19 protein-coding genes are annotated in these 17,991 nt (G+C 70.0%); 8 read left to right on the forward strand and 11 right to left on the reverse strand.

Features of this window, described 5'->3' with window-relative positions; translation table 11 throughout:
• The 4 genes from ACFWZ2_RS32110 to ACFWZ2_RS32125 form a co-directional block, all read right to left on the reverse strand.
• A complete protein-coding gene (locus tag ACFWZ2_RS32110; RefSeq protein WP_384551648.1) occupies nucleotides 1-519 on the reverse strand; it encodes a SixA phosphatase family protein in 519 nt (172 codons plus the stop codon).
• 88 nt (nucleotides 520-607) lie between these two features.
• Nucleotides 608-823, reverse strand: coding sequence for a hypothetical protein (locus tag ACFWZ2_RS32115; RefSeq protein WP_384551650.1), 216 nt, complete (start codon nucleotides 821-823; stop codon nucleotides 608-610).
• Nucleotides 824-991: 168 nt separating this feature from the next.
• Nucleotides 992-1,108 carry an SGM_5486 family transporter-associated protein gene (locus ACFWZ2_RS32120; RefSeq protein ID WP_107102012.1) on the reverse strand — a complete coding sequence of 39 codons (117 nt, stop codon included), beginning with the start codon at nucleotides 1,106-1,108 and terminating at the stop codon, nucleotides 992-994.
• Nucleotides 1,109-1,151: 43 nt separating this feature from the next.
• Entirely contained in the window at nucleotides 1,152-2,456 is a 1,305-nt protein-coding gene (locus ACFWZ2_RS32125; RefSeq protein ID WP_384551652.1) for a CynX/NimT family MFS transporter, read from the reverse strand.
• A 105-nt stretch (nucleotides 2,457-2,561) separates the two neighbouring features.
• On the opposite strand from ACFWZ2_RS32125, the gene ACFWZ2_RS32130 reads away from it, so the two are divergent.
• Nucleotides 2,562-3,242 carry a FadR/GntR family transcriptional regulator gene (locus ACFWZ2_RS32130; RefSeq protein ID WP_384551654.1) on the forward strand — a complete coding sequence of 227 codons (681 nt, stop codon included), beginning with the start codon at nucleotides 2,562-2,564 and terminating at the stop codon, nucleotides 3,240-3,242.
• Between the two features lie 97 nt (nucleotides 3,243-3,339).
• Here the strand turns inward: ACFWZ2_RS32130 and ACFWZ2_RS32135 are convergent, their stop codons facing one another.
• The 3 genes from ACFWZ2_RS32135 to fabG form a co-directional block, all read right to left on the reverse strand.
• Complete coding sequence (locus ACFWZ2_RS32135) at nucleotides 3,340-3,681, reverse strand: hypothetical protein (protein ID WP_384551656.1); 342 nt, start codon at nucleotides 3,679-3,681, stop codon at nucleotides 3,340-3,342.
• Nucleotides 3,682-3,796: 115 nt separating this feature from the next.
• Nucleotides 3,797-4,558 (reverse strand): enoyl-ACP reductase FabI, encoded by a 762-nt coding sequence (gene fabI / locus ACFWZ2_RS32140; RefSeq protein ID WP_384551658.1) that lies wholly within the window; start codon nucleotides 4,556-4,558, stop codon nucleotides 3,797-3,799.
• A 5-nt stretch (nucleotides 4,559-4,563) separates the two neighbouring features.
• Nucleotides 4,564-5,283 (reverse strand): 3-oxoacyl-[acyl-carrier-protein] reductase, encoded by a 720-nt coding sequence (fabG, locus tag ACFWZ2_RS32145; RefSeq protein WP_384551660.1) that lies wholly within the window; start codon nucleotides 5,281-5,283, stop codon nucleotides 4,564-4,566.
• Nucleotides 5,284-5,469: 186 nt separating this feature from the next.
• On the opposite strand from fabG, the gene ACFWZ2_RS32150 reads away from it, so the two are divergent.
• The 3 genes from ACFWZ2_RS32150 (at nucleotide 5,470) to tyrS (ending at nucleotide 9,766) form a co-directional block, all read left to right on the forward strand.
• Nucleotides 5,470-7,026, forward strand: a complete 1,557-nt coding sequence (locus tag ACFWZ2_RS32150) for a TldD/PmbA family protein (RefSeq protein WP_384551662.1) — start codon at nucleotides 5,470-5,472, stop codon at nucleotides 7,024-7,026.
• On the forward strand, nucleotides 7,023-8,417 hold the full coding sequence (locus ACFWZ2_RS32155) for a metallopeptidase TldD-related protein (RefSeq protein ID WP_384551664.1): 1,395 nt from the start codon (nucleotides 7,023-7,025) through the stop codon (nucleotides 8,415-8,417). The genes ACFWZ2_RS32150 and ACFWZ2_RS32155 overlap by 4 nt, the downstream gene beginning before the upstream one ends.
• 80 nt (nucleotides 8,418-8,497) lie before the next feature.
• Nucleotides 8,498-9,766, forward strand: a complete 1,269-nt coding sequence (gene tyrS / locus ACFWZ2_RS32160) for a tyrosine--tRNA ligase (protein WP_384551665.1) — start codon at nucleotides 8,498-8,500, stop codon at nucleotides 9,764-9,766.
• Between the two features lie 94 nt (nucleotides 9,767-9,860).
• Here the strand turns inward: tyrS and ACFWZ2_RS32165 are convergent, their stop codons facing one another.
• Nucleotides 9,861-10,136 (reverse strand): GlsB/YeaQ/YmgE family stress response membrane protein, encoded by a 276-nt coding sequence (locus tag ACFWZ2_RS32165; protein WP_384551667.1) that lies wholly within the window; start codon nucleotides 10,134-10,136, stop codon nucleotides 9,861-9,863.
• A 213-nt stretch (nucleotides 10,137-10,349) separates the two neighbouring features.
• Between ACFWZ2_RS32165 and ACFWZ2_RS32170 the strand changes: the two genes are divergently transcribed.
• Entirely contained in the window at nucleotides 10,350-10,736 is a 387-nt protein-coding gene (locus tag ACFWZ2_RS32170) for a DUF3099 domain-containing protein (RefSeq protein ID WP_384551669.1), read from the forward strand.
• A 188-nt stretch (nucleotides 10,737-10,924) separates the two neighbouring features.
• Nucleotides 10,925-11,167 (forward strand): hypothetical protein, encoded by a 243-nt coding sequence (locus ACFWZ2_RS32175; RefSeq protein ID WP_384551671.1) that lies wholly within the window; start codon nucleotides 10,925-10,927, stop codon nucleotides 11,165-11,167.
• A gap of 73 nt (nucleotides 11,168-11,240) precedes the next feature.
• Here the strand turns inward: ACFWZ2_RS32175 and moaA are convergent, their stop codons facing one another.
• From moaA to ACFWZ2_RS32190, 3 genes are all read right to left on the reverse strand, one after another.
• Nucleotides 11,241-12,248, reverse strand: a complete 1,008-nt coding sequence (gene moaA / locus ACFWZ2_RS32180) for a GTP 3',8-cyclase MoaA (RefSeq protein WP_384551673.1) — start codon at nucleotides 12,246-12,248, stop codon at nucleotides 11,241-11,243.
• A gap of 174 nt (nucleotides 12,249-12,422) precedes the next feature.
• Nucleotides 12,423-14,060 (reverse strand): cation acetate symporter, encoded by a 1,638-nt coding sequence (locus ACFWZ2_RS32185; protein WP_384551675.1) that lies wholly within the window; start codon nucleotides 14,058-14,060, stop codon nucleotides 12,423-12,425.
• A complete protein-coding gene (locus tag ACFWZ2_RS32190; RefSeq protein ID WP_384551676.1) occupies nucleotides 14,057-14,425 on the reverse strand; it encodes a DUF485 domain-containing protein in 369 nt (122 codons plus the stop codon). The genes ACFWZ2_RS32185 and ACFWZ2_RS32190 overlap by 4 nt, the downstream gene beginning before the upstream one ends.
• Before the next feature lie 352 nt (nucleotides 14,426-14,777).
• Here ACFWZ2_RS32190 and ACFWZ2_RS32195 point away from each other — a divergent pair, with 352 nt between their 5' ends.
• Both ACFWZ2_RS32195 and ACFWZ2_RS32200 read left to right on the forward strand, forming a co-directional pair.
• Nucleotides 14,778-16,322, forward strand: coding sequence for a S8 family serine peptidase (locus ACFWZ2_RS32195; RefSeq protein ID WP_384551678.1), 1,545 nt, complete (start codon nucleotides 14,778-14,780; stop codon nucleotides 16,320-16,322).
• A complete protein-coding gene (locus ACFWZ2_RS32200; protein ID WP_384551680.1) occupies nucleotides 16,322-17,899 on the forward strand; it encodes a S8 family serine peptidase in 1,578 nt (525 codons plus the stop codon). Before ACFWZ2_RS32195 ends, ACFWZ2_RS32200 begins: the two co-directional genes overlap by 1 nt.
• Nucleotides 17,900-17,991: the final 92 nt, after the last annotated feature.

Here is a 17,991-nt window from a genome sequence, read left to right on the forward strand (position 1 = left end):
CTACTCGGACGGCGCCCAGTAGTCGACGAGCGTGGCCACGCCGGGCTCAAGTGCCTTCCATGAACCGGCGTAGGTCAGGACGGCGAAGGTGGCGGTCGGGAAGCCGCGGCGGTTGAGCCGCGTCCGGGCATCGCCCTCGGCCTCGCCCGCGAGGACGTCGGTCAGGCCCTGCACTCCGGGGTTGTGGCCGATCAGGACGATGTTCTGCACGTCGTCCGGGGTTTCGTTGAGCACGGCGATCAGTTCGCCGGGAGAGGCTTCGTAGAGCCGCTCCTCGTAGACGGTCTTCGGCCGCTGCGGCAGCTCCTGGACGGCGAGCTTCCAGGTCTCACGGGTCCTGGCCGCGGTCGAGCAGAGGGCCAGGTCGAAGGGGATGCCGCTGTCGGCCAGCCTGCGCCCGGCGACGGGGGCGTCCCTGCGGCCCCGATCGGCGAGCGGCCTCTCGTGGTCGGACACCTGCGGCCAGTCGGCCTTCGCATGCCGGAAAAGGACAATCCTGCGGGGTTCTGCGACGCTCATGCATCCCAGCTTCGCATGAAACGCGCCACGGGGCGCAGGGAGTTGACGCGGTCACCCGGCACGGGTGACGGCACTGGTCGGCGGCGGGTCAGGGGGCCATGCGCTGGACCGTCTCCTGTATGCGCTCCAGGAGGTGGGCGACGAACGGCTCGCTGCTCGCGGCGTGCGCGTCCGCGGGGTTCAGGATCAGCAGGAGCAGGGCCGCGAAGGCGACGGCGGGCAGGGCGATCGCCCACCAGGGAAGCTGGATCTCGACACTTCCGGCGTCCGCCGGGTCGCGCCGGGTGTGCGAACGGGCCGACATGCCGCCTCCGTGGTCTTCGAGGTCTGTGTGCCGCGTCTTCGCGGGCACAACTCGAAGTTAGGCGATCGGCGGCCCTCAACCCATCCGGTGATCCACCCACTTGACCCTGAGACTGGCCCCCTAGGGGATGGTGGTGTTAACCCCACCATCCGCCTCGCGGGGGCCGGTTCACGGTGAGGCGACGGACGCGACGATGCCGATGATCACGGTGATGGCCAGCATCGCGCCGAGCACGATGAGCAACTTCTTCTGGCCGTTCTGGGGGTTCGGGTCGAGGACGGGCATACGGTCAGTCTCGCACCCTTTGCCCGAACCCCCGTCGGTGGGGTCAGGCCGTCGCGGCCCTGGCCGCCACCTCGTCCTCGACGGTGCGGTTGCGGCCCGCCAGGGTGCCGATGATGATCTGCGGCACCATCAGGCCCGCCATCAGCGCGATCGGCAGTCCCCAGCCGCCGCTGTGCTGGTAGAGCACACCGACGAGCAGCGGCCCCGGGATCGAGATCAGATAGCCGGTGCTCTGCGCGAAGGCGGACAGCTTGGCCACGCCCACGCTGCTCTTGGCCCGCATCCCGACCATGGTGAGGGCCAGCGGGAAGGCGCAGTTGGAGATGCCGAGCAGCAGCGCCCACGCCCAGGCGCCGCCGGCCGGGGCGAGGTAGAGGCCCGCGTATCCGGCGAGGCCGCACAGGCCGAGGACGATCACGACCGGGCCCTGGTTCGGCAGCCGGGTCGCGACCCGGGGGATGACGAAGGCCAGCGGTACGCCCATGGCCATGGTGACGGCGAGCAGCACGCCCGCCTCGCCCGCGGGCACGCCCGCGTCGCGGAAGATCTGCGGCATCCAGCCCATGGTGATGTACGCCGCGGTGGCCTGGAGCCCGAAGAAGACGGCGAGCGCCCAGGCCGTACGGCTGTGGGTGATGCGCAGTCCGTCGTCCTCCTCCTTGACGGTCCTGCTGACGTGCTCCGGAGCGGCGGCCGATGCCGCGCCCCGGTCACGGACGAGCGGGATCCACGGCAGGACGGCGACGACGGCGAGCCCCGCCCAGACGGCGAGGCCGGTCTGCCAGCGGCCGCCGAGGGCGTCGGTCATGGGGACCGTGACGGCCGCGGCGAGGGAGGTGCCGAGCGCGAGCGCCATCGAGTACAGACCGGTCATCGAGCCGACCCGGTCGGGGAACCAGCGCTTGACGATCACCGGCATCAGGACGTTGCTGACCGCGATGCCCATGAGGGCGAGCGCGGTGGCGGCGAGGAAGCCCGCGGTGCCGCCGATGAAGGGCCTGATCACCAGGCCCGCGGCGATGGCGGCCATGCCGACGCACACCACGGCGCTCGGTCCGAAGCGCCGGGCGAGCCGCGGGGCCATCACGCCGAAGATCGCGAAGCAGAGCGGCGGCACGGAGGTGAGCAGTCCGGCGAGGGTGCCGCTCATGCCGAGGCCGTCGCGGACCTCTTCGAGGAGGGCGCCGAGGCTGGTGATCGCGGGGCGGAGGTTCATGGCCGCGAGGACGATGCCGACGATGACGAGCCGGGTGGCCCACGCGCGCGTGGGGGCCTGTTTCTCCGCGGCCCCGGTGCGTATGGAGGGTGTCTCTGTCGGTGTCATCGTCTCGGTTTTCTCACTAGCCATGGAGCCATCATAGAATCATGGGATGATTGGCTGTCCAGTCCGTTTGCGTCACACGACTCGTCATCCGCTGCGCCACAAGACCCCGGCCACGCACGAAGGAACGTCATGCCACTGACCACCCCTCGCCGTTCGGCACTCTCCGAGCAGGTCATCTCCGAGCTGCGCAATCAGATCTCGTCGGGCGAGTGGCCGGTCGGCTCCCGCATCCCCACCGAGCCCGAACTCGTCGAGCAGCTCGGTGTGGCCAGGAACACCGTCAGGGAGGCCGTGCGCGCCCTCGCGCACAACGGCCTGCTCGACATCCGGCAGGGCTCGGGCACCTATGTCGTGGCGACCAGCGAGCTGGCGGGCGTGATGCAGCGCAGGTTCGCCGACGCGGAGCCGGGGCACATCGCCGAGCTGCGCAGCACGCTGGAGTCGAGCGCGGCGAAGCTGGCCGCGGAGCGCCGCACGGAGAAGGACCTCAAGCAGCTCGACGCCCTGCTGGCGCGGCGCGAGGAGATCTGGGCCTCGGGGGACACGGAGGCCTTCGTGACGGCCGACGCGACGTTCCACATGGCCGTGGTGGCGGCCTCCCACAACGACGTGATGACGGCGCTCTACGCCGACCTCGGCGAGGTCCTGCGGGACTGGCTGCGCGAGGACATCGGCAAGGAGCTGACCCCCGAGACGCACATGGATCACGACCGGCTCGTCGAGGCGATCCGCGCGCAGGACGCGGAGGCGGCCGGGGCCGAGGCGGCGGGCTACCCGTTCATGTGCCGCCCGGCCGCTTCCGGCGGCTGACCCTGGACCGCCCGGTCACGGCTACTTCCGGCGGCTGCCCCTGGACCGCCCGGTCACGGTCATGTCCGGCAGCTGACCCGGGACCGCCCGATCGCCTTCACTTCTGGTGGCTGACCCAGACCGAGCGGACCTCTTTCCAGCAGCGTCCCGTCAGGCGCACGGTCTGCGCGGGCCCCGCATCGACCGGGGCGCTGTCGAGGTCGATGTCCCACCACCGGTCGCACTCCACGTGGAGGCGCACCCGGTCGGTCTCGGGATACGGGTTGTGGCACTCGGCGACCACCCGGGAGCCCTCGACTCCGGTGCGGCACTCCGCACCGAAGGGCCGGGGCCGGGGCTCCGCCGCCACGCGCGCGTGCGCACGCTCCTGCGGCACGCCGCTCGGCGCGACGACCAGCAGGGCGAGGGCGGCGAGCACCGCGGCAGGTGACGGACGCACACTTCAGGGTGCGCGGCACTCCCCCGCCGCCGCCCGGCAAGGGGGCCGAACGGGCGACGCCCCGCCTCCCGCGCGCTGCGGGGGACGGGGCGTCACCGACGTACGACGTACCTGGTCAGGCACCCATCATGTGCACGCCGCCGTCGACGTGGATGATCTCGCCGGTGGTCTTCGGGAAGAAGTCCGAGAGCAGCGCGACGATGCCGCGGCCCGCGGGCTCCGGGTCGGCCATGTCCCAGTTCAGCGGGGAGCGGGTGTTCCAGACCTCCGCGAGGTCGGCGAAGCCGGGGATGGACTTGGCCGCCATGGAGCCGATCGGGCCCGCGGAGATGAGGTTGCAGCGGATGTTCTCCTTGCCCAGGTCACGGGCGAGGTAGCGGTTGGTCGCCTCGAGGGCGGCCTTGGCCGGGCCCATCCAGTCGTACTTCGGCCAGGCGTACTGCGCGTCGAAGGTGAGGCCGACGACCGAGGCACCGCCCTCGAACAGCGGACGGCAGGCCATCGTGAGCGACTTCAGGGAGTACGCCGAGACGTGCATCGCCGTCGAGACGTCCTCGAAGGTCGCCTCGAGGAAGTTGAAGGCACCCTGCGGCGCGAAGCCGATGGAGTGCACGATGCCGTCGAGGCCGCCGAGCTCCTCCTTGACGATGCCCGCCAGGCGGTCCAGGTGCTCCTGGTTGGTCACGTCGAGCTCGATGACCTTGGCGGGCTTGGGGAGCTTCTTGGCGATGCGCTCGGTGAGGGTGGGCCGCGGGAAGGCGGTCAGGATGACCTCCGCGCCCTGCTCCTGGGCGACCTTGGCCGCGTGGAAGGCGATGGAGGACTCCATCAGCACACCGGTGATCAGGATGCGCTTGCCGTCGAGAATTCCGCTCATGGTGATCAGTGACCCATGCCCAATCCGCCGTCAACCGGGATGACGGCACCAGTGATGTACGAAGCGTCGTCCGACGCGAGGAACTTGACCGCGGCGGCGATCTCCTCGGGCTGCGCGTAACGGCCGAGCGGCACCTGGGAGACGATGCTCTTGCGCTGCTCTTCCGTCAGCGCCTGGGTCATGTCGGTGTCGACAAAACCGGGCGCGACGACGTTGAAGGTGAGGTTCCGCGACCCGAGCTCGCGGGCGAGCGAGCGCGCGAAGCCGACAAGGCCCGCCTTGGAGGCGGCGTAGTTCGCCTGTCCCGCGGAGCCGAGCAGACCGACGACGGAGGAGATCAGGACGACGCGGCCCTTCCTGGCGCGCAGCATGCCGCGGTTGGCGCGCTTGACGACCCGGAAGGTGCCGGTGAGGTTGGTCTCGAGGACGGACGTGAAGTCCTCCTCGGTCATGCGCATGAGGAGCTGGTCCTTGGTGATGCCCGCGTTGGCCACGAGCACCTCGACAGGACCGTGCTTCTCCTCAATCTCCTTGTAGGCCGTCTCCACCTGCTCGCTGTCGGTGATGTCGCACTTGACGGCGAGGACACCCAGCTCGGCGAGCTGCTGCGGCGGTTCGCCCGAGCGGCAGGTGATCGCGACCTTGTCGCCTGCTTCGGCGAAGACGCGGGCGATGGCGAGGCCGATGCCCCGGTTTCCTCCGGTGACGAGAACCGAGCGGCTCAACGGATCACCCTTTCGATAGCGGTCGGGTACGTCGAAAACCTATCGGTACCGGCCCTCGTACGGAGAATCGGCGACCGACAGTGGCTAGCAGGACTCGCTGTCGGATCCCTACAGAAAGGTCTGGCCGCCGGGCCGTGCGGCGCGACATGATCGGACCTGACCGGTGCCGACAGCAGGGAGACATCCGTGCCTCATTCCATCGATGAAGCCTTCACGGCGCTGCCGCTGCGGGCTCTCGCCGACGCCGCGCTCGCCCGCGCGCGGGCGCTCGGCGCCGACCATGCGGACTTCCGCCTGGAGCGGGTGCGCAGCGCGTCCTGGCGGCTGCGCGACGCCAAACCGTCCGGCACCTCGGACACCACGGACCTGGGATACGCGGTGCGCGTGGTGCACGGCGGCACCTGGGGATTCGCCTCCGGCGTGGATCTGACGATGGACGCAGCGGCCCGGGTCGCCTCCCAGGCCGTGGCGATGGCGAAGCTGTCCGCGCAGGTCATCAAGGCCGCCGGATCCGACGGGGGGGCACCTCCCACGCCTTTGGGGCAGTGGGGGAGGGTCGAGCTCGCGGCCGAGCCGGTGCACGCGGACAAGACCTGGGTCTCCTCGTACGAGATCGATCCGTTCTCCGTACCGGCCGAGGAGAAGGCGGGGCTGCTCGCCGACTGGAGCGCGCGGCTGCTGGCGGCCGACGGGGTCGCGCACGTCGACGCCTCGCTCCTGACCGTGCACGAGAACAAGTTCTACGCGGACACGGCGGGCACGGTGACCACGCAGCAGCGCGTGCGGCTGCACCCCCAGCTCACCGCGGTGGCCGTCGACGACTCGAGCGGCGAGTTCGACTCGATGCGCACGATCGCGCCGCCGGTCGGCCGGGGCTGGGAGTACCTCACGGGCACCGGCTGGGACTGGGCGGACGAACTGGCCAGGATCCCGGAGCAATTGGCCGAGAAGATGCGGGCGCCGAGCGTCCAGGCGGGCACGTACGACCTGGTCGTCGACCCGTCGAACCTCTGGCTGACCATCCACGAGTCCATCGGCCACGCCACCGAGCTGGACCGCGCGCTCGGCTATGAAGCGGCGTACGCGGGCACCTCGTTCGCCACCTTCGACCAGCTCGGCAAGCTCGCGTACGGCTCGTCCCTGATGAACGTGACGGGCGACAGGACGGCCGAGCACGGGCTCGCCACCATCGGGTACGACGACGAGGGCGTGGCCGCGCAGTCCTGGGACCTGGTCAAGGACGGCACGCTCGTCGGCTACCAGCTGGACCGGCGCATCGCGAAGCTCACCGGTTTCGAGCGCTCCAACGGCTGTGCGTACGCGGACTCCCCGGGCCACGTGCCGGTGCAGCGCATGGCGAACGTGTCGCTGCAGCCCGATCCCGGCGGGCTCGCCACGGACGACCTGATCGCGGGCGTCGACCGCGGGATCTACGTCGTGGGCGACCGGTCGTGGTCCATCGACATGCAAAGGTACAACTTTCAATTTACTGGGCAGCGCTTCTACAAGATCGAGAACGGGCGGCTCACCGGGCAGCTGCGCGATGTCGCCTACCAGGCGACGACCACCGACTTCTGGGGCTCGATGGCCGCGGTCGGCGGCCCGCAGACGTATGTGCTCGGCGGCGCGTTCAACTGCGGCAAGGCCCAGCCGGGCCAGGTCGCCGCGGTCTCGCACGGCTGCCCGTCCGCCCTGTTCCGGGGCGTGAACATTCTGAACACCACGCAGGAGGCCGGTCGATGAGCCGCAGCGCCACCAAGCCGCACGAGATCGTCGAGCGCGCCCTCGAACTGTCCACCGCCGACGGCTGCGTGGTGATCGCCGACGAGGAGTCGACGGCGAACCTGCGCTGGGCGGGCAACGCCCTCACCACCAACGGCGTCACCCGCGGCCGCACCCTCACCGTCATCGCGACCGTCGACGGCAAGGAGGGCACCGCCTCCGGCGTCGTGACCCGCTCGGCCGTAACAGCGGACGACCTGGAGCCGCTGGTCAGGGCCGCCGAACAGGCCGCGCGCACGGCGGGCCCCGCCGAGGACGCACAGCCCCTTGTGACCGGCACCGCCGCGTCCCCCGACTTCACGGACGCGCCCGTCGAGACCTCCTCCGCGGTCTTCGCGGACTTCGCCCCCGCGCTCGGCGAGGCGTTCGCGCGGGCCAGGGCGGGCGGCCGCGAGCTGTACGGCTTCGCGAACCACGAGTTCGTGTCGAGCTATCTCGGTACGTCGACGGGGCTGCGCCTGCGGCACGACCAGCCCAACGGCACCCTCGAACTCAACGCCAAGTCGCCGGACCGCACCAAGTCGGCGTGGGCGGGGCGGGCCACCCGCGACTTCAAGGACGTCGACCCGGCGGCGCTCGACGCGGAGCTCGCGCAGCGCCTCGGGTGGGCGCAGCGGCGCATCGAGCTGCCGGCCGGGCGGTACGAGACGCTGCTGCCGCCGACCGCCGTGGCGGATCTGCTGATCTACCAGTACTGGTCGTCGTCGGCACGGGACGCCGCCGAGGGCCGCACGGTGTTCTCCAAGCCGGGCGGCGCCACGCGCCTGGGCGAACGCCTCGCGGAGCTGCCGCTGACGCTGCGCAGCGACCCGCACGAGCCGGGTCTGGAGTCGGCGCCGTTCGTGCTCGCGCACGCCTCGGGCGGGGACTCCTCCGTCTTCGACAACGGCCTGCCGGTCGGCCCCACCGACTGGATCCGCGACGGCGAGCTCGCCCACCTCGCCACCAGCAGGCACAGCGCGGGCCTGACCGGACTGCCGGTGGCGCCCGCCATCGACAACCTCGTCCTCGAAGGGGGCGGCGACCGTTCGCTCGACGAGATGGTCGCGGCCACCGGGCGCGGCCTCCTGCTGACCTGCCTCTGGTACATCCGCGAGGTCGACCCGGCGACGCTGCTGCTCACCGGGCTCACCAGGGACGGCGTCTACCTCGTGGAGAACGGCGAGGTGGTGGGCGAGGTGAACAACTTCCGGTTCAACGAGTCGCCGGTCGGCCTGCTCGGCAGGGCCACCGAGGCGGGCCGCACGGAGAAGACGCTGCCGCGCGAGTGGGGCGACTACTTCACCCGGGCCGCGATGCCCACGCTCCGCGTCCCGGATTTCAATATGAGTTCGGTCAGCCAGGGCGTATAACCTCGGACCGTGCACGTCGTGCGACGTGCGAGCACATCCGAAGTGCACCCCATCAGCACACCCGAGGAGACGCGAGACCCGTGACGGACATCGTCGACGAGCTGAAGTGGCGGGGGCTTTTCGCCCTGTCCACCGATGAAGACGCACTGCGCAAGGCGCTCGCGGACGGTCCCGTCACGTTCTATTGCGGCTTCGACCCGACCGCGGCGAGCCTGCACGTGGGACACCTCGTGCAGGTCCTCACGCTGCGCCGGCTCCAGCAGGCGGGGCACCGTCCGCTGGCCCTGGTCGGCGGCGCGACGGGCCAGATCGGTGACCCCAGGCCGACCGCCGAGCGCACCCTGAACGACCCGGAGACGGTCGCGAACTGGGTGGGCAGGCTGCGCACCCAGATCGAGCCGTTCCTGTCCTTCGAGGGCGAGAACGCCGCGACGATGGTCAACAACCTGGACTGGACGGCGGGCCTTTCCGCCATCGAGTTCCTGCGGGACATTGGCAAGCACTTCCGGGTGAACAAGATGCTCACCAAGGAGTCGGTCGCCCGCCGCCTGGAGTCCCAGGAGGGCATCAGCTACACGGAGTTCAGCTACCAGCTGCTGCAGGGCATGGACTTCCTGGAGCTGTACCGGCGGCACGGCTGCACGCTGCAGACCGGCGGCAGCGACCAGTGGGGCAACCTCACGGCGGGCATCGACCTGATCCACCGCCTGGAGCCGGACGCGACGGTGCACGCCATGGGCACGCCGTTGATGGTCAAGGCGGACGGCACCAAGTTCGGCAAGACCGAGGGCGGCGCCGTCTGGCTCGACCCCGAGCTGACCACGCCGTACGCGTTCTACCAGTTCTGGCTGAACGTGGATGACCGGGACATCTCGACGTACATGCGGATCCTCTCCTTCAAGTCCCGCGAGGAGCTCGAGGAGATCGAGAAGCAGACCGAGGAGCGTCCGCAGGCACGTGCCGCGCAGCGCGCGCTCGCCGAGGAGCTGACGACGCTGGTGCACGGCGCCGACCAGTGCGCCGCGGTCATCGCCGCGTCCAAGGCCCTCTTCGGCCAGGGCGAGCTGGCCGGGCTCGACGAGGCGACGCTGGCCGCGGCGCTCTCGGAGCTGCCGCGCGTCGAGGTCGCCGAGCTCGGCCCGGTCGTGGACCTGCTCGCCGAGGTCGGCCTGGTGGCGAGCAAGTCCGCCGCCCGGCGCACGGTCAAGGAGGGCGGTGCCTACGTGAACAACGTCAAGGTCGCCGCCGAGGACGCCGTCCCGGCCCGCGACGACCTGCTGCACGGGCGCTGGCTCGTGCTGCGCCGCGGCAAGAAGAACCTGGCCGCGGTCGAGGTCACCGCGGGCTGACGCCCGGTACATCCCGTACGACGGCGAGGGCCCGGTTCCCCCAGGGGGGGCCGGGCCCTCGCCGTACGCACGGATCACACGTCGTCCGCGCGGATCACGTCGCTTGTTTGTTGCCCTTGATCATCTTGTACGCGGCGTCACCGAGGCCGACCACGACGACCGCGGCGGCCAGTTGCAGAGCGTGTCGGCCCCAGTCGATGCCCCGGGTCTCGTTGATGCCGAACTGCGTCGCGAGCCAGTTGCCCACGACCGCGCCGATGATGCCGAACACGGTGGTCAGCCAGAGCGGACTGTGCTGCTTGCCGGGCAGGATCGCCTTGGCGATCAGCCCCAGCACGAATCCCACGATGATCGCCCACAACCAGCCCATCACTGCCTCCTCGTACGGCTCGACATGAGCAGTACCGTCAGTGTCGGCCCGTCCCCCGTACGGCGCATGTCGGGTACCCCCATACGTGGCACGGCGCAGGAAGTACACCGAGGTGAGGCCTCCCCCGGTCTCGTAGGCGACGGAGCCCCGGCGTAACGTGGAACGCAGTCCGGGCCGGGGAGAGCCCGGCGGACGGGCAGGTGGTGGAACGTGATGCGGAAGCAGAGCAGCGGCCAGGTCTTCCGGATCACGGGAGCGCGGCAGGGTCTTGCGGAGGACGTCCGCGGCAGGCAGCGCCGGTATGTGATCTCGATGTCGGTCAGGACCGTGTCGGTCGTCGCCGCCGCCGTGCTGTGGAACGTCGAGCGGCATGTCGCCCTCGTCGCTCTGGTACTCGGTGTTCTCCTCCCGTACATCTCCGTGGTCATCGCGAACGCCGGTCGCGAAAGCAATCCCTCGCTCCCCTCGACGTTCGTACCCGCCCCTTCTCGGCCAATGCTCGCGCCGCCCGCTCCCGCGGGTCCGGCGGAATCCGTCCCGGAAGATCCCCTGGGGCCCGCCCACGACCAGCGGCGCGGCTCATCGCGTGATCAGAAGTGACCGTCGACGTTCCGCCAAGCTCAAATAAACCTCAGATCAATCATGTAGTTCCGGTGCCAGTCACCGGGTCCCCCATGACATACTTCGTACGCGCTCCGCATCCCCCGTCGGAGCGACAGACCGACGCCGGGCAGCTCCCCCCGTGGCTGCTCGGCGTCGCCTTGTTTTGAACGCACTTGGACGCGACTGTGAGTGACGAAACCCCCATCTGTTCCGCCAAGGGCTGCCGCGTGGCCGCGGTCTGGGTGCTCGCCTGGAACAACCCCAAGATCCACACCCCGGAGCGCCGCAAGACGTGGCTCGCATGTGGGGAACACCGCGAGCACCTCTCTCAATTCCTCGGTGTGCGCGGCATGTTGAAGGAAGTCGTGACGCTGTCCGAGTGGGAGTCGCGCGACGGCGGTGCGGACGGCGCGACCGCGGAACGCTGACGGCGCCCCGCGGATAGCGCTGACGCCGCCCCGCGGATCCGGTCGACTCCCCGCCCCTGGGCCCCTCGGCGGTTCAGCCGCCGATCGCCGACATGGGCCGATCCGGCTGCAGGAACGACGGGTCGTCCAGGCCCGAGCCCGCCTTCTTGCCCCACATCGCGAGCTTCCAGATGCGGGCGATCGCCTCGTCCGAGCCGTCCGTGCTGTCCTCAGGAGCCGCGCGCAGGGCGCCGCGCAGGTCCGTCTCCTCGGTGGCGAACAGGCAGGTGCGCACCTGGCCGTCGGCCGTCAGTCGCGTGCGGTCGCAGGCCGAGCAGAAGGGGCGGGTGACGGAGGCGATGACGCCGACGCGGTGCGGGCCGCCGTCGACGATCCAGCGCTCGGCGGGGGCGGAGCCGCGCTCGCCCGAGCCCTCCTCGGTGAGCTCGAAGCGGGTGCGCAGGGACTGCAATATGTCACCGGCAGTGATCATTCCGTCGCGCTTCCAGCCGTGCTGGGCGTCCAGGGGCATCTGCTCGATGAAGCGCAGTTCGTAGTCGTTCTCGACGGCCCAGGCCAGGAGGTCGGGGGCCTCGTCGTCGTTCAGGCCCGGCATCAGGACCGTGTTGACCTTGACCGGGGTCAGGCCCGCGTCGCGGGCGGCTTCGAGGCCCTCGATGACGTCCTTGTGACGGTCACGGCGGGTGAGCGTCTTGAAGACGTCGGGGCGCAGGGTGTCCAGGGAGACATTGACGCGGTCGAGGCCCGCCGCCTTGAGGGCCTTGGCGGTGCGCTTGAGGCCGATGCCGTTCGTCGTCAGGGACATCTTGGGGCGCGGCTCCAGCTGGGCGCAGCGCTCGACGATGCCGACGAGGCCGGGGCGCAGCAGCGGCTCGCCGCCGGTGAAGCGGATCTCGGTGATGCCGAGCTGCGTGACGGCGATCCGCACGAGGCGGACGATCTCGTCGTCGGTGAGCAGGTCGGGCTTGGCCAGCCACTGGAGGCCCTCTTCGGGCATGCAGTACGTGCAGCGCAGATTGCAGCGGTCGGTCAGTGATACGCGCAGGTCAGTGGCTACTCGGCCATAGGTGTCGATGAGCACTGCGGCCCCCTCCCCGGCGGTTGGATGCGGATGGTCCCGATCTCGGTGTTCCGACTTCTTTCGACCTTACGTCAGACCTCTGACAACGCCACGGGCCATTTGGCACGAGGAACGGCGCGGCCGCGTCGTAGGACTCTACGACGCGGCCGCTACGAGCGTGTGAACGGTTCCTGGTCAGTGGGCCCCGACGCCGGTGAGGGACTTGACCTCCAGCTCGGCGTACTTGCCCTTGTCCGGCTCCTCCTTGGACAGGAGCGAGCCGAGCCAGCCGAGCAGGAAGCCCAGCGGGATGGAGATCAGGCCAGGGTTCTCCAGCGGGAAGAAGTCGAAGTTCGCGTCGGGGAACATCGAGGTGGGCTTGCCGGAGACGACCGGTGAGAACAGCACGAGGCCGACGGCGGCGATCAGCCCTCCGTAGATGGACCAGAGCGCGCCCTGGGTGGTGAACCGCTTCCAGAACAGGCTGTAGAGGATCGTCGGCAGGTTCGCGGAGGCCGCGACCGCGAAGGCGAGGGCGACGAGTCCCGCGACGTTCAGGTCGCGGGCCAGGGCGCCGAGCGCGATGGAGACGATGCCGATGAAGACGGTCGACCAGCGGGCCGCCTTCATCTCCTCCTTCTCGGTGGCCTTGCCCTTGCGGATCACGTTCGCGTAGATGTCGTGGGCGAACGAGGACGACGAGGCGAGGGTGAGGCCCGCGACGACCGCGAGGATGGTGGCGAAGGCGACCGCGGAGATCACCGCGAGCAGGATGGCGCCGCCGGTCGAGTCGCCACCGCCGCCGATCTCCAGGGCGGCGAGCGGCGCCGCGGTGTTGCCCGCCTTGTTCGAGGCGATGATGTCGCCGGGCTTGAGCAGGGCCGCGGCGCCGAAGCCGAGGACGATCGTCATCAGGTAGAAGGCGCCGATGATGCCGATCGCCCAGTTCACGGACTTACGGGCGGCCTTGGCCGTGGGCACCGTGTAGAAGCGGATCAGGATGTGCGGCAGGCCCGCGGTGCCGAGGACCAGAGCGATGCCGAGCGAGATGAAGTCCAGCTTCGAGGTGCCGGTGGCGCCGTACTTGAGGCCGGGCTCCAGGAACGCCGAGCCCTTGCCGCTGTTGGAGGCGGCAGTGCCGAGCAGGTCGGAGATGTTGAAGTTGAACTTCAGCAGGATCAGGAAGGTGATGAGCACGGTGCCCGCGATGAGCAGGACGGCCTTGACCATCTGCACCCAGGTGGTGCCCTTCATGCCGCCGATGGTGACGTAGACGATCATCAGGACGCCGACCAGGGCGACGATGAGGATCTTCCCGGTGTCGGTGGTGATGCCGAGCAGCAGGGAGACGAGCACGCCCGCGCCCGCCATCTGCGCGAGCAGGTAGAAGATCGACACGACGATGGTGGAGGTGCCCGCCGCCGTTCGGACCGGGCGCTGGCGCATCCGGTAGGCGAGGACGTCGCCCATCGTGTAGCGGCCGGAGTTGCGCAGCGGCTCGGCGACCAGGAGCAGCGCCACGAGCCAGGCGACCAGGAAGCCGATGGAGTAGAGGAACCCGTCGTACCCGAAGAGGGCGATGGCGCCCGCGATGCCGAGGAAGGACGCGGCGGACATGTAGTCGCCGGAGATCGCGAGGCCGTTCTGGAAGCCGGTGAACTGGCGGCCGCCCGCGTAGAAGTCGGCGGCGTTCTTGGTCTGGCGGCCCGCCCAGACGGTGATGACGAGGGTCGCGACGACGAAGGCCGCGAAGAGGCTGATGATCAGCGGCCGGTGCTCGGAGGCGTCGGATGCCGCCGCGAGGTCGATGACGGCGGTGTGCGCGGGGCTCATGCGTCGCCCTCCATACGGGACTTGATCGCCTCGGCCTTCGGGTCGAGCTTCGACGCGGCGTGGCGCGAGTAGAACCAGGCGATGAGGAACGTGGTCAGGAACTGCCCGAGGCCGAGCGCAAGGGCGACGTTGATGTTGCCGAACAGCTTGGTGCCCATGAAGTCGTCGGCGTAGTTCGAGAGCAGGACGTACACCAGGTACCAGGCGATGAAGGCGACGGTGAGCGGGAAGGCGAACGAGCGGTGCGCGTGGCGCAGTTCGCCGAATTCAGCGCTCTCCTGCACCTCGATGAACTCCTCCGTGGAGGGCGCGTGGGGAGTGGGGTCTGATCCGCCCTTCGAAGGTGGCGGTGCGTCGGTGGCCACGGAGTCTCCTCGTGGTGCGGGTGGGGTGGGGACGGACAGTTGTTCCATGGGGCTCTGGCTTTCACTCCGGCGTGACGCGGATCACGTGAGCCACGGATGGCGATGCTAAGGCCACCGGACGTGATCCGACAGGGGGTTGATGTTGCTTCCGTTGCCTGCTCAACGCCAAGGCGGCACGCGCGACGTGGCCCAACTCCCCGCTTTCTTCGGGAAGTCATTGCTGGCCTGGGAGTTTCCGGGTTAGCTTCACCCTGAACGACCCGTCATGTACCTGCCCGAGCACCACCTGTGTTCGGGCAGTTCCGTATGCGATTCCGTGTGCGGTTCCGTCTCCGGATGATGTGGAGATCCCATGGCTCATCTGCGTTCCAGACGCCGTACGGCGCTCGCCCTGCCGCTCGGCATCGCCCTGGCCGCCTCGCTCGGCTTCGTGCCGGGCGCCGCGTCGGCGGCACCGAACGAGTCGCCCGCCCCGGTGTCGGCCCAGGCCGCGAAGGACGCCCCCGCCCTCGCGTACGTCGTCAACACCCGCACGGATCACCAGACCATCGAGTACGTGAAGAAGGCGATAGCCAAGGCCGGAGGGTCGGTCGTCGTCGCGTACGAGAAGATCGGCGTGATCGTCGCGCACTCCTCGAACCCGGACTTCGGCAAGCAGATACGCGAGGTCCGCGGAGTCCAGACGGCGGGCGCGACCCGCACCGCCCCGCTGACCCCGGCGGGCACCACGGAGGACGGCGCCCCGAAGCTGCTTTCCAAGGCCGACGCCAAGTCCCTGGAGGCCGCCGCCGCTTCGGGCGACGAGCCGCTGGAAGCGGACCAGTGGGACCTGCGCGCGATAGGCGCCGACAAGGCCGCCAAGATCAACCCGGGCAGCGCGAAGGTCACCGTCGGCGTGATCGACACCGGCGTCGACGACACCCACCCGGATCTCGCGCCCAACTTCTCGCCGTCGCAGTCGGCGAGCTGTGTCGGCGGCAAGGCCGACACCTCGGCGGGCGCCTGGCGTCCCGCGAAGAAGGACCACTTCCACGGCACGCACGTCGCGGGTGAGATCGCCGCCGCGCGCAACGGCGTCGGCGTCGCGGGCGTGGCGCCCGGCGTGAAGGTCGCCGGCATCAAGGTGGCCGACCCGGTCAGCGAGCTGTTCTACCCGGAGAGCGTGGTCTGCGCCTTCGTGTTCGCCGCCGACCACGGCGTGGAGATCACCAACAACAGCTACTACGTGGACCCGTGGCTGTACAACTGCAAGGACGACCCGGACCAGCGGGCCATCGTCGACGCGGTCAACCGCGCCCAGCTGTACGCCCAGCGCAAGGGCACCCTCAACCTCGCCTCCGCGGGCAACTCCAACCACGACCTGGACTCGGACGCGATCGTCGACGACTCCAGCCCGGACGACTCCACTCCGGTGACCCGCACCATCGACCCGCACGAGTGCTTCGACGTACCCACCCAGCTCCCGGGCGTCGTCACGGTCAGCGCGACGGGCGTCAAGAACCTGAAGTCGATCTACTCCAGCTACGGCAAGGGCGTCATCGACGTCGCGGCGCCGGGCGGCGACAAGTTCCAGATCCCGGCCGACACCCCGTCGAAGAACGGCCGCATCCTCTCCACCATGCCGGGCGGCGAGTACGGCTGGCTGCAGGGCACCTCGATGGCCTCGCCGCACGCCGCGGGCGTCGCCGCGCTGATCAAGTCCACGCACCCCAAGGCGGGCCCCGCCGAGCTGCAGCGGCTGCTCAAGAAGCAGGCCGACAAGCTCTCCTGCCCGGAAGGTCCCTACGACCCGGACGGTGACGGCGACGTCGACGCGATCTGCCAGAGCGGCGGCAAGGACAAGAACGGCTTCTACGGCAGCGGGCTCGTCGACGCGCTCGACGCCGTGCAGAAGTGATGGGGAGAGCGAACGTGAACAGGTCCTTGACCAGTGCCGCAGCGGTCACGCGTGCCCGTCGCGCGCTGGCCCTTCCGCTCGGCATCGCGGTGGCGTCGGCCGTCGCCTTCCTGCCGACGACGGCCTTGGCGCGCCCCGCCGACCTGCCCGGCGCGAGCCCGGCGGCCGCGCCCGCCCCGGACGGCACGTCGATGAGCTACGTCGTGAACGTCCGTCCCGGTCACGGGAGTTCGGCGCAGGCGAAGAAGGCCATCGCCAAGGCCGGCGGCACCGTCGTCATCGCGTACGACAAGATAGGCGTCATCGTCGTCCACGCGTCCGACCCCGGGTTCGCGGCGAAGATCCGCAAGGTGAAGGGCGTGCAGTCGGCGGGCGCGACGCGCACCGCGCCGCTGTCGGCGCAGTCGAACGACGCGATCGAGTCCGAGCGGCCGCTGACCGCCGCCGAGGCGAAGGCCGCGGCGGGCAAGGCGTCGGCGGGGCAGGACGAGCTGGAACCGCTGCAGTGGGACCTGCCCGCCATGAAGGCGGACAAGGCCCACGAGGTCTCGCTCGGCAGCCCGGAGGTCACGGTCGGCGTCCTCGACTCCGGGGTCGACGACACGCACCCCGACATCGCGCCGAACTTCGACCGCGAGGCGTCCGCGAGCTGCCTGGGCGGGGTGCCCGTGCAGAAGGACAGTGCGTGGCGTCCGGTGGCCAAGGAGAGCGACCACGGCATGCACGTGGCGGGCACGATCGCCGCCGCGAAGAACGGCACCGGTGTCACGGGCGTCGCGCCCGGCGTGAAGGTGGCGAGCCTGAAGGTGGCGGAGCCCGCGACCGGCATGTACTACACGGAGGCCGTGGTCTGCGGCTTCATGTGGGCGGCCGACCACGGCGTCGACGTCACCAACAGCAGCTACTACACCGACCCGTGGCTGTTCAACTGCACGACGGACGACGACCAGAAGGCCCTGGTCGACGCGGTCGGCCGGGCCACCAGGTACGCGGAGCGCAAGGGCGCGGTGAACGTCGCGGCCGCGGGCAACGCCAAGACCGACCTGGCCCAGGACGAGATCCTCGACGACTCGAGCCCCGACGACACCACTCCGGTGCCGAGGACCATCAAGACCGAGGACTGCTTCGACATCCCGTCGCAGCTGCCGGGCGTCGTGACGGTCTCCGCCACCGGCGCGAAGGGCCTCAAGTCGTCGTACTCGAACTACGGCGACGGCGTCATCGACATCGCGGCGCCGGGCGGCGACTCCACCAAGCTCCAGCCCCCGCAGGCGCCGGCCACCGACGGCCGGATCCTGTCGACGCTGCCCGGCGGCAAGTTCGGCTACAAGGCGGGCACGTCGATGGCGTCCCCGCACGTCGCGGGCCTCGCCGCGCTGATCAAGTCCACGCACCCGCACGCGTCGGCGGCCCGGGTCAAGGCGCTCATGTACCGCCAGGCGGACCCGATGGCGTGCACCGATCCGTACGACATCGACGGTGACGGCAAGATCGACGCGGTCTGCGAGGGCGACACGAACAAGAACGGCTTCTACGGCGTGGGCATGGCCGACGCGCTGGACGCCGTGAAGAAGTAGCAGCGCGTCAAGAAGTAGCAGCGCGTCAAGAACTAGCAGCGCGTCAAGAAGTAGCAGCGCGTGAAGCAGCAGCGGCAGGGGCACGGCTCCGC

The sequence above is a fragment of the Streptomyces sp. NPDC059002 genome (assembly GCF_042740435.1).
Classification (GTDB): Bacteria; Actinomycetota; Actinomycetes; order Streptomycetales; family Streptomycetaceae; genus Streptomyces.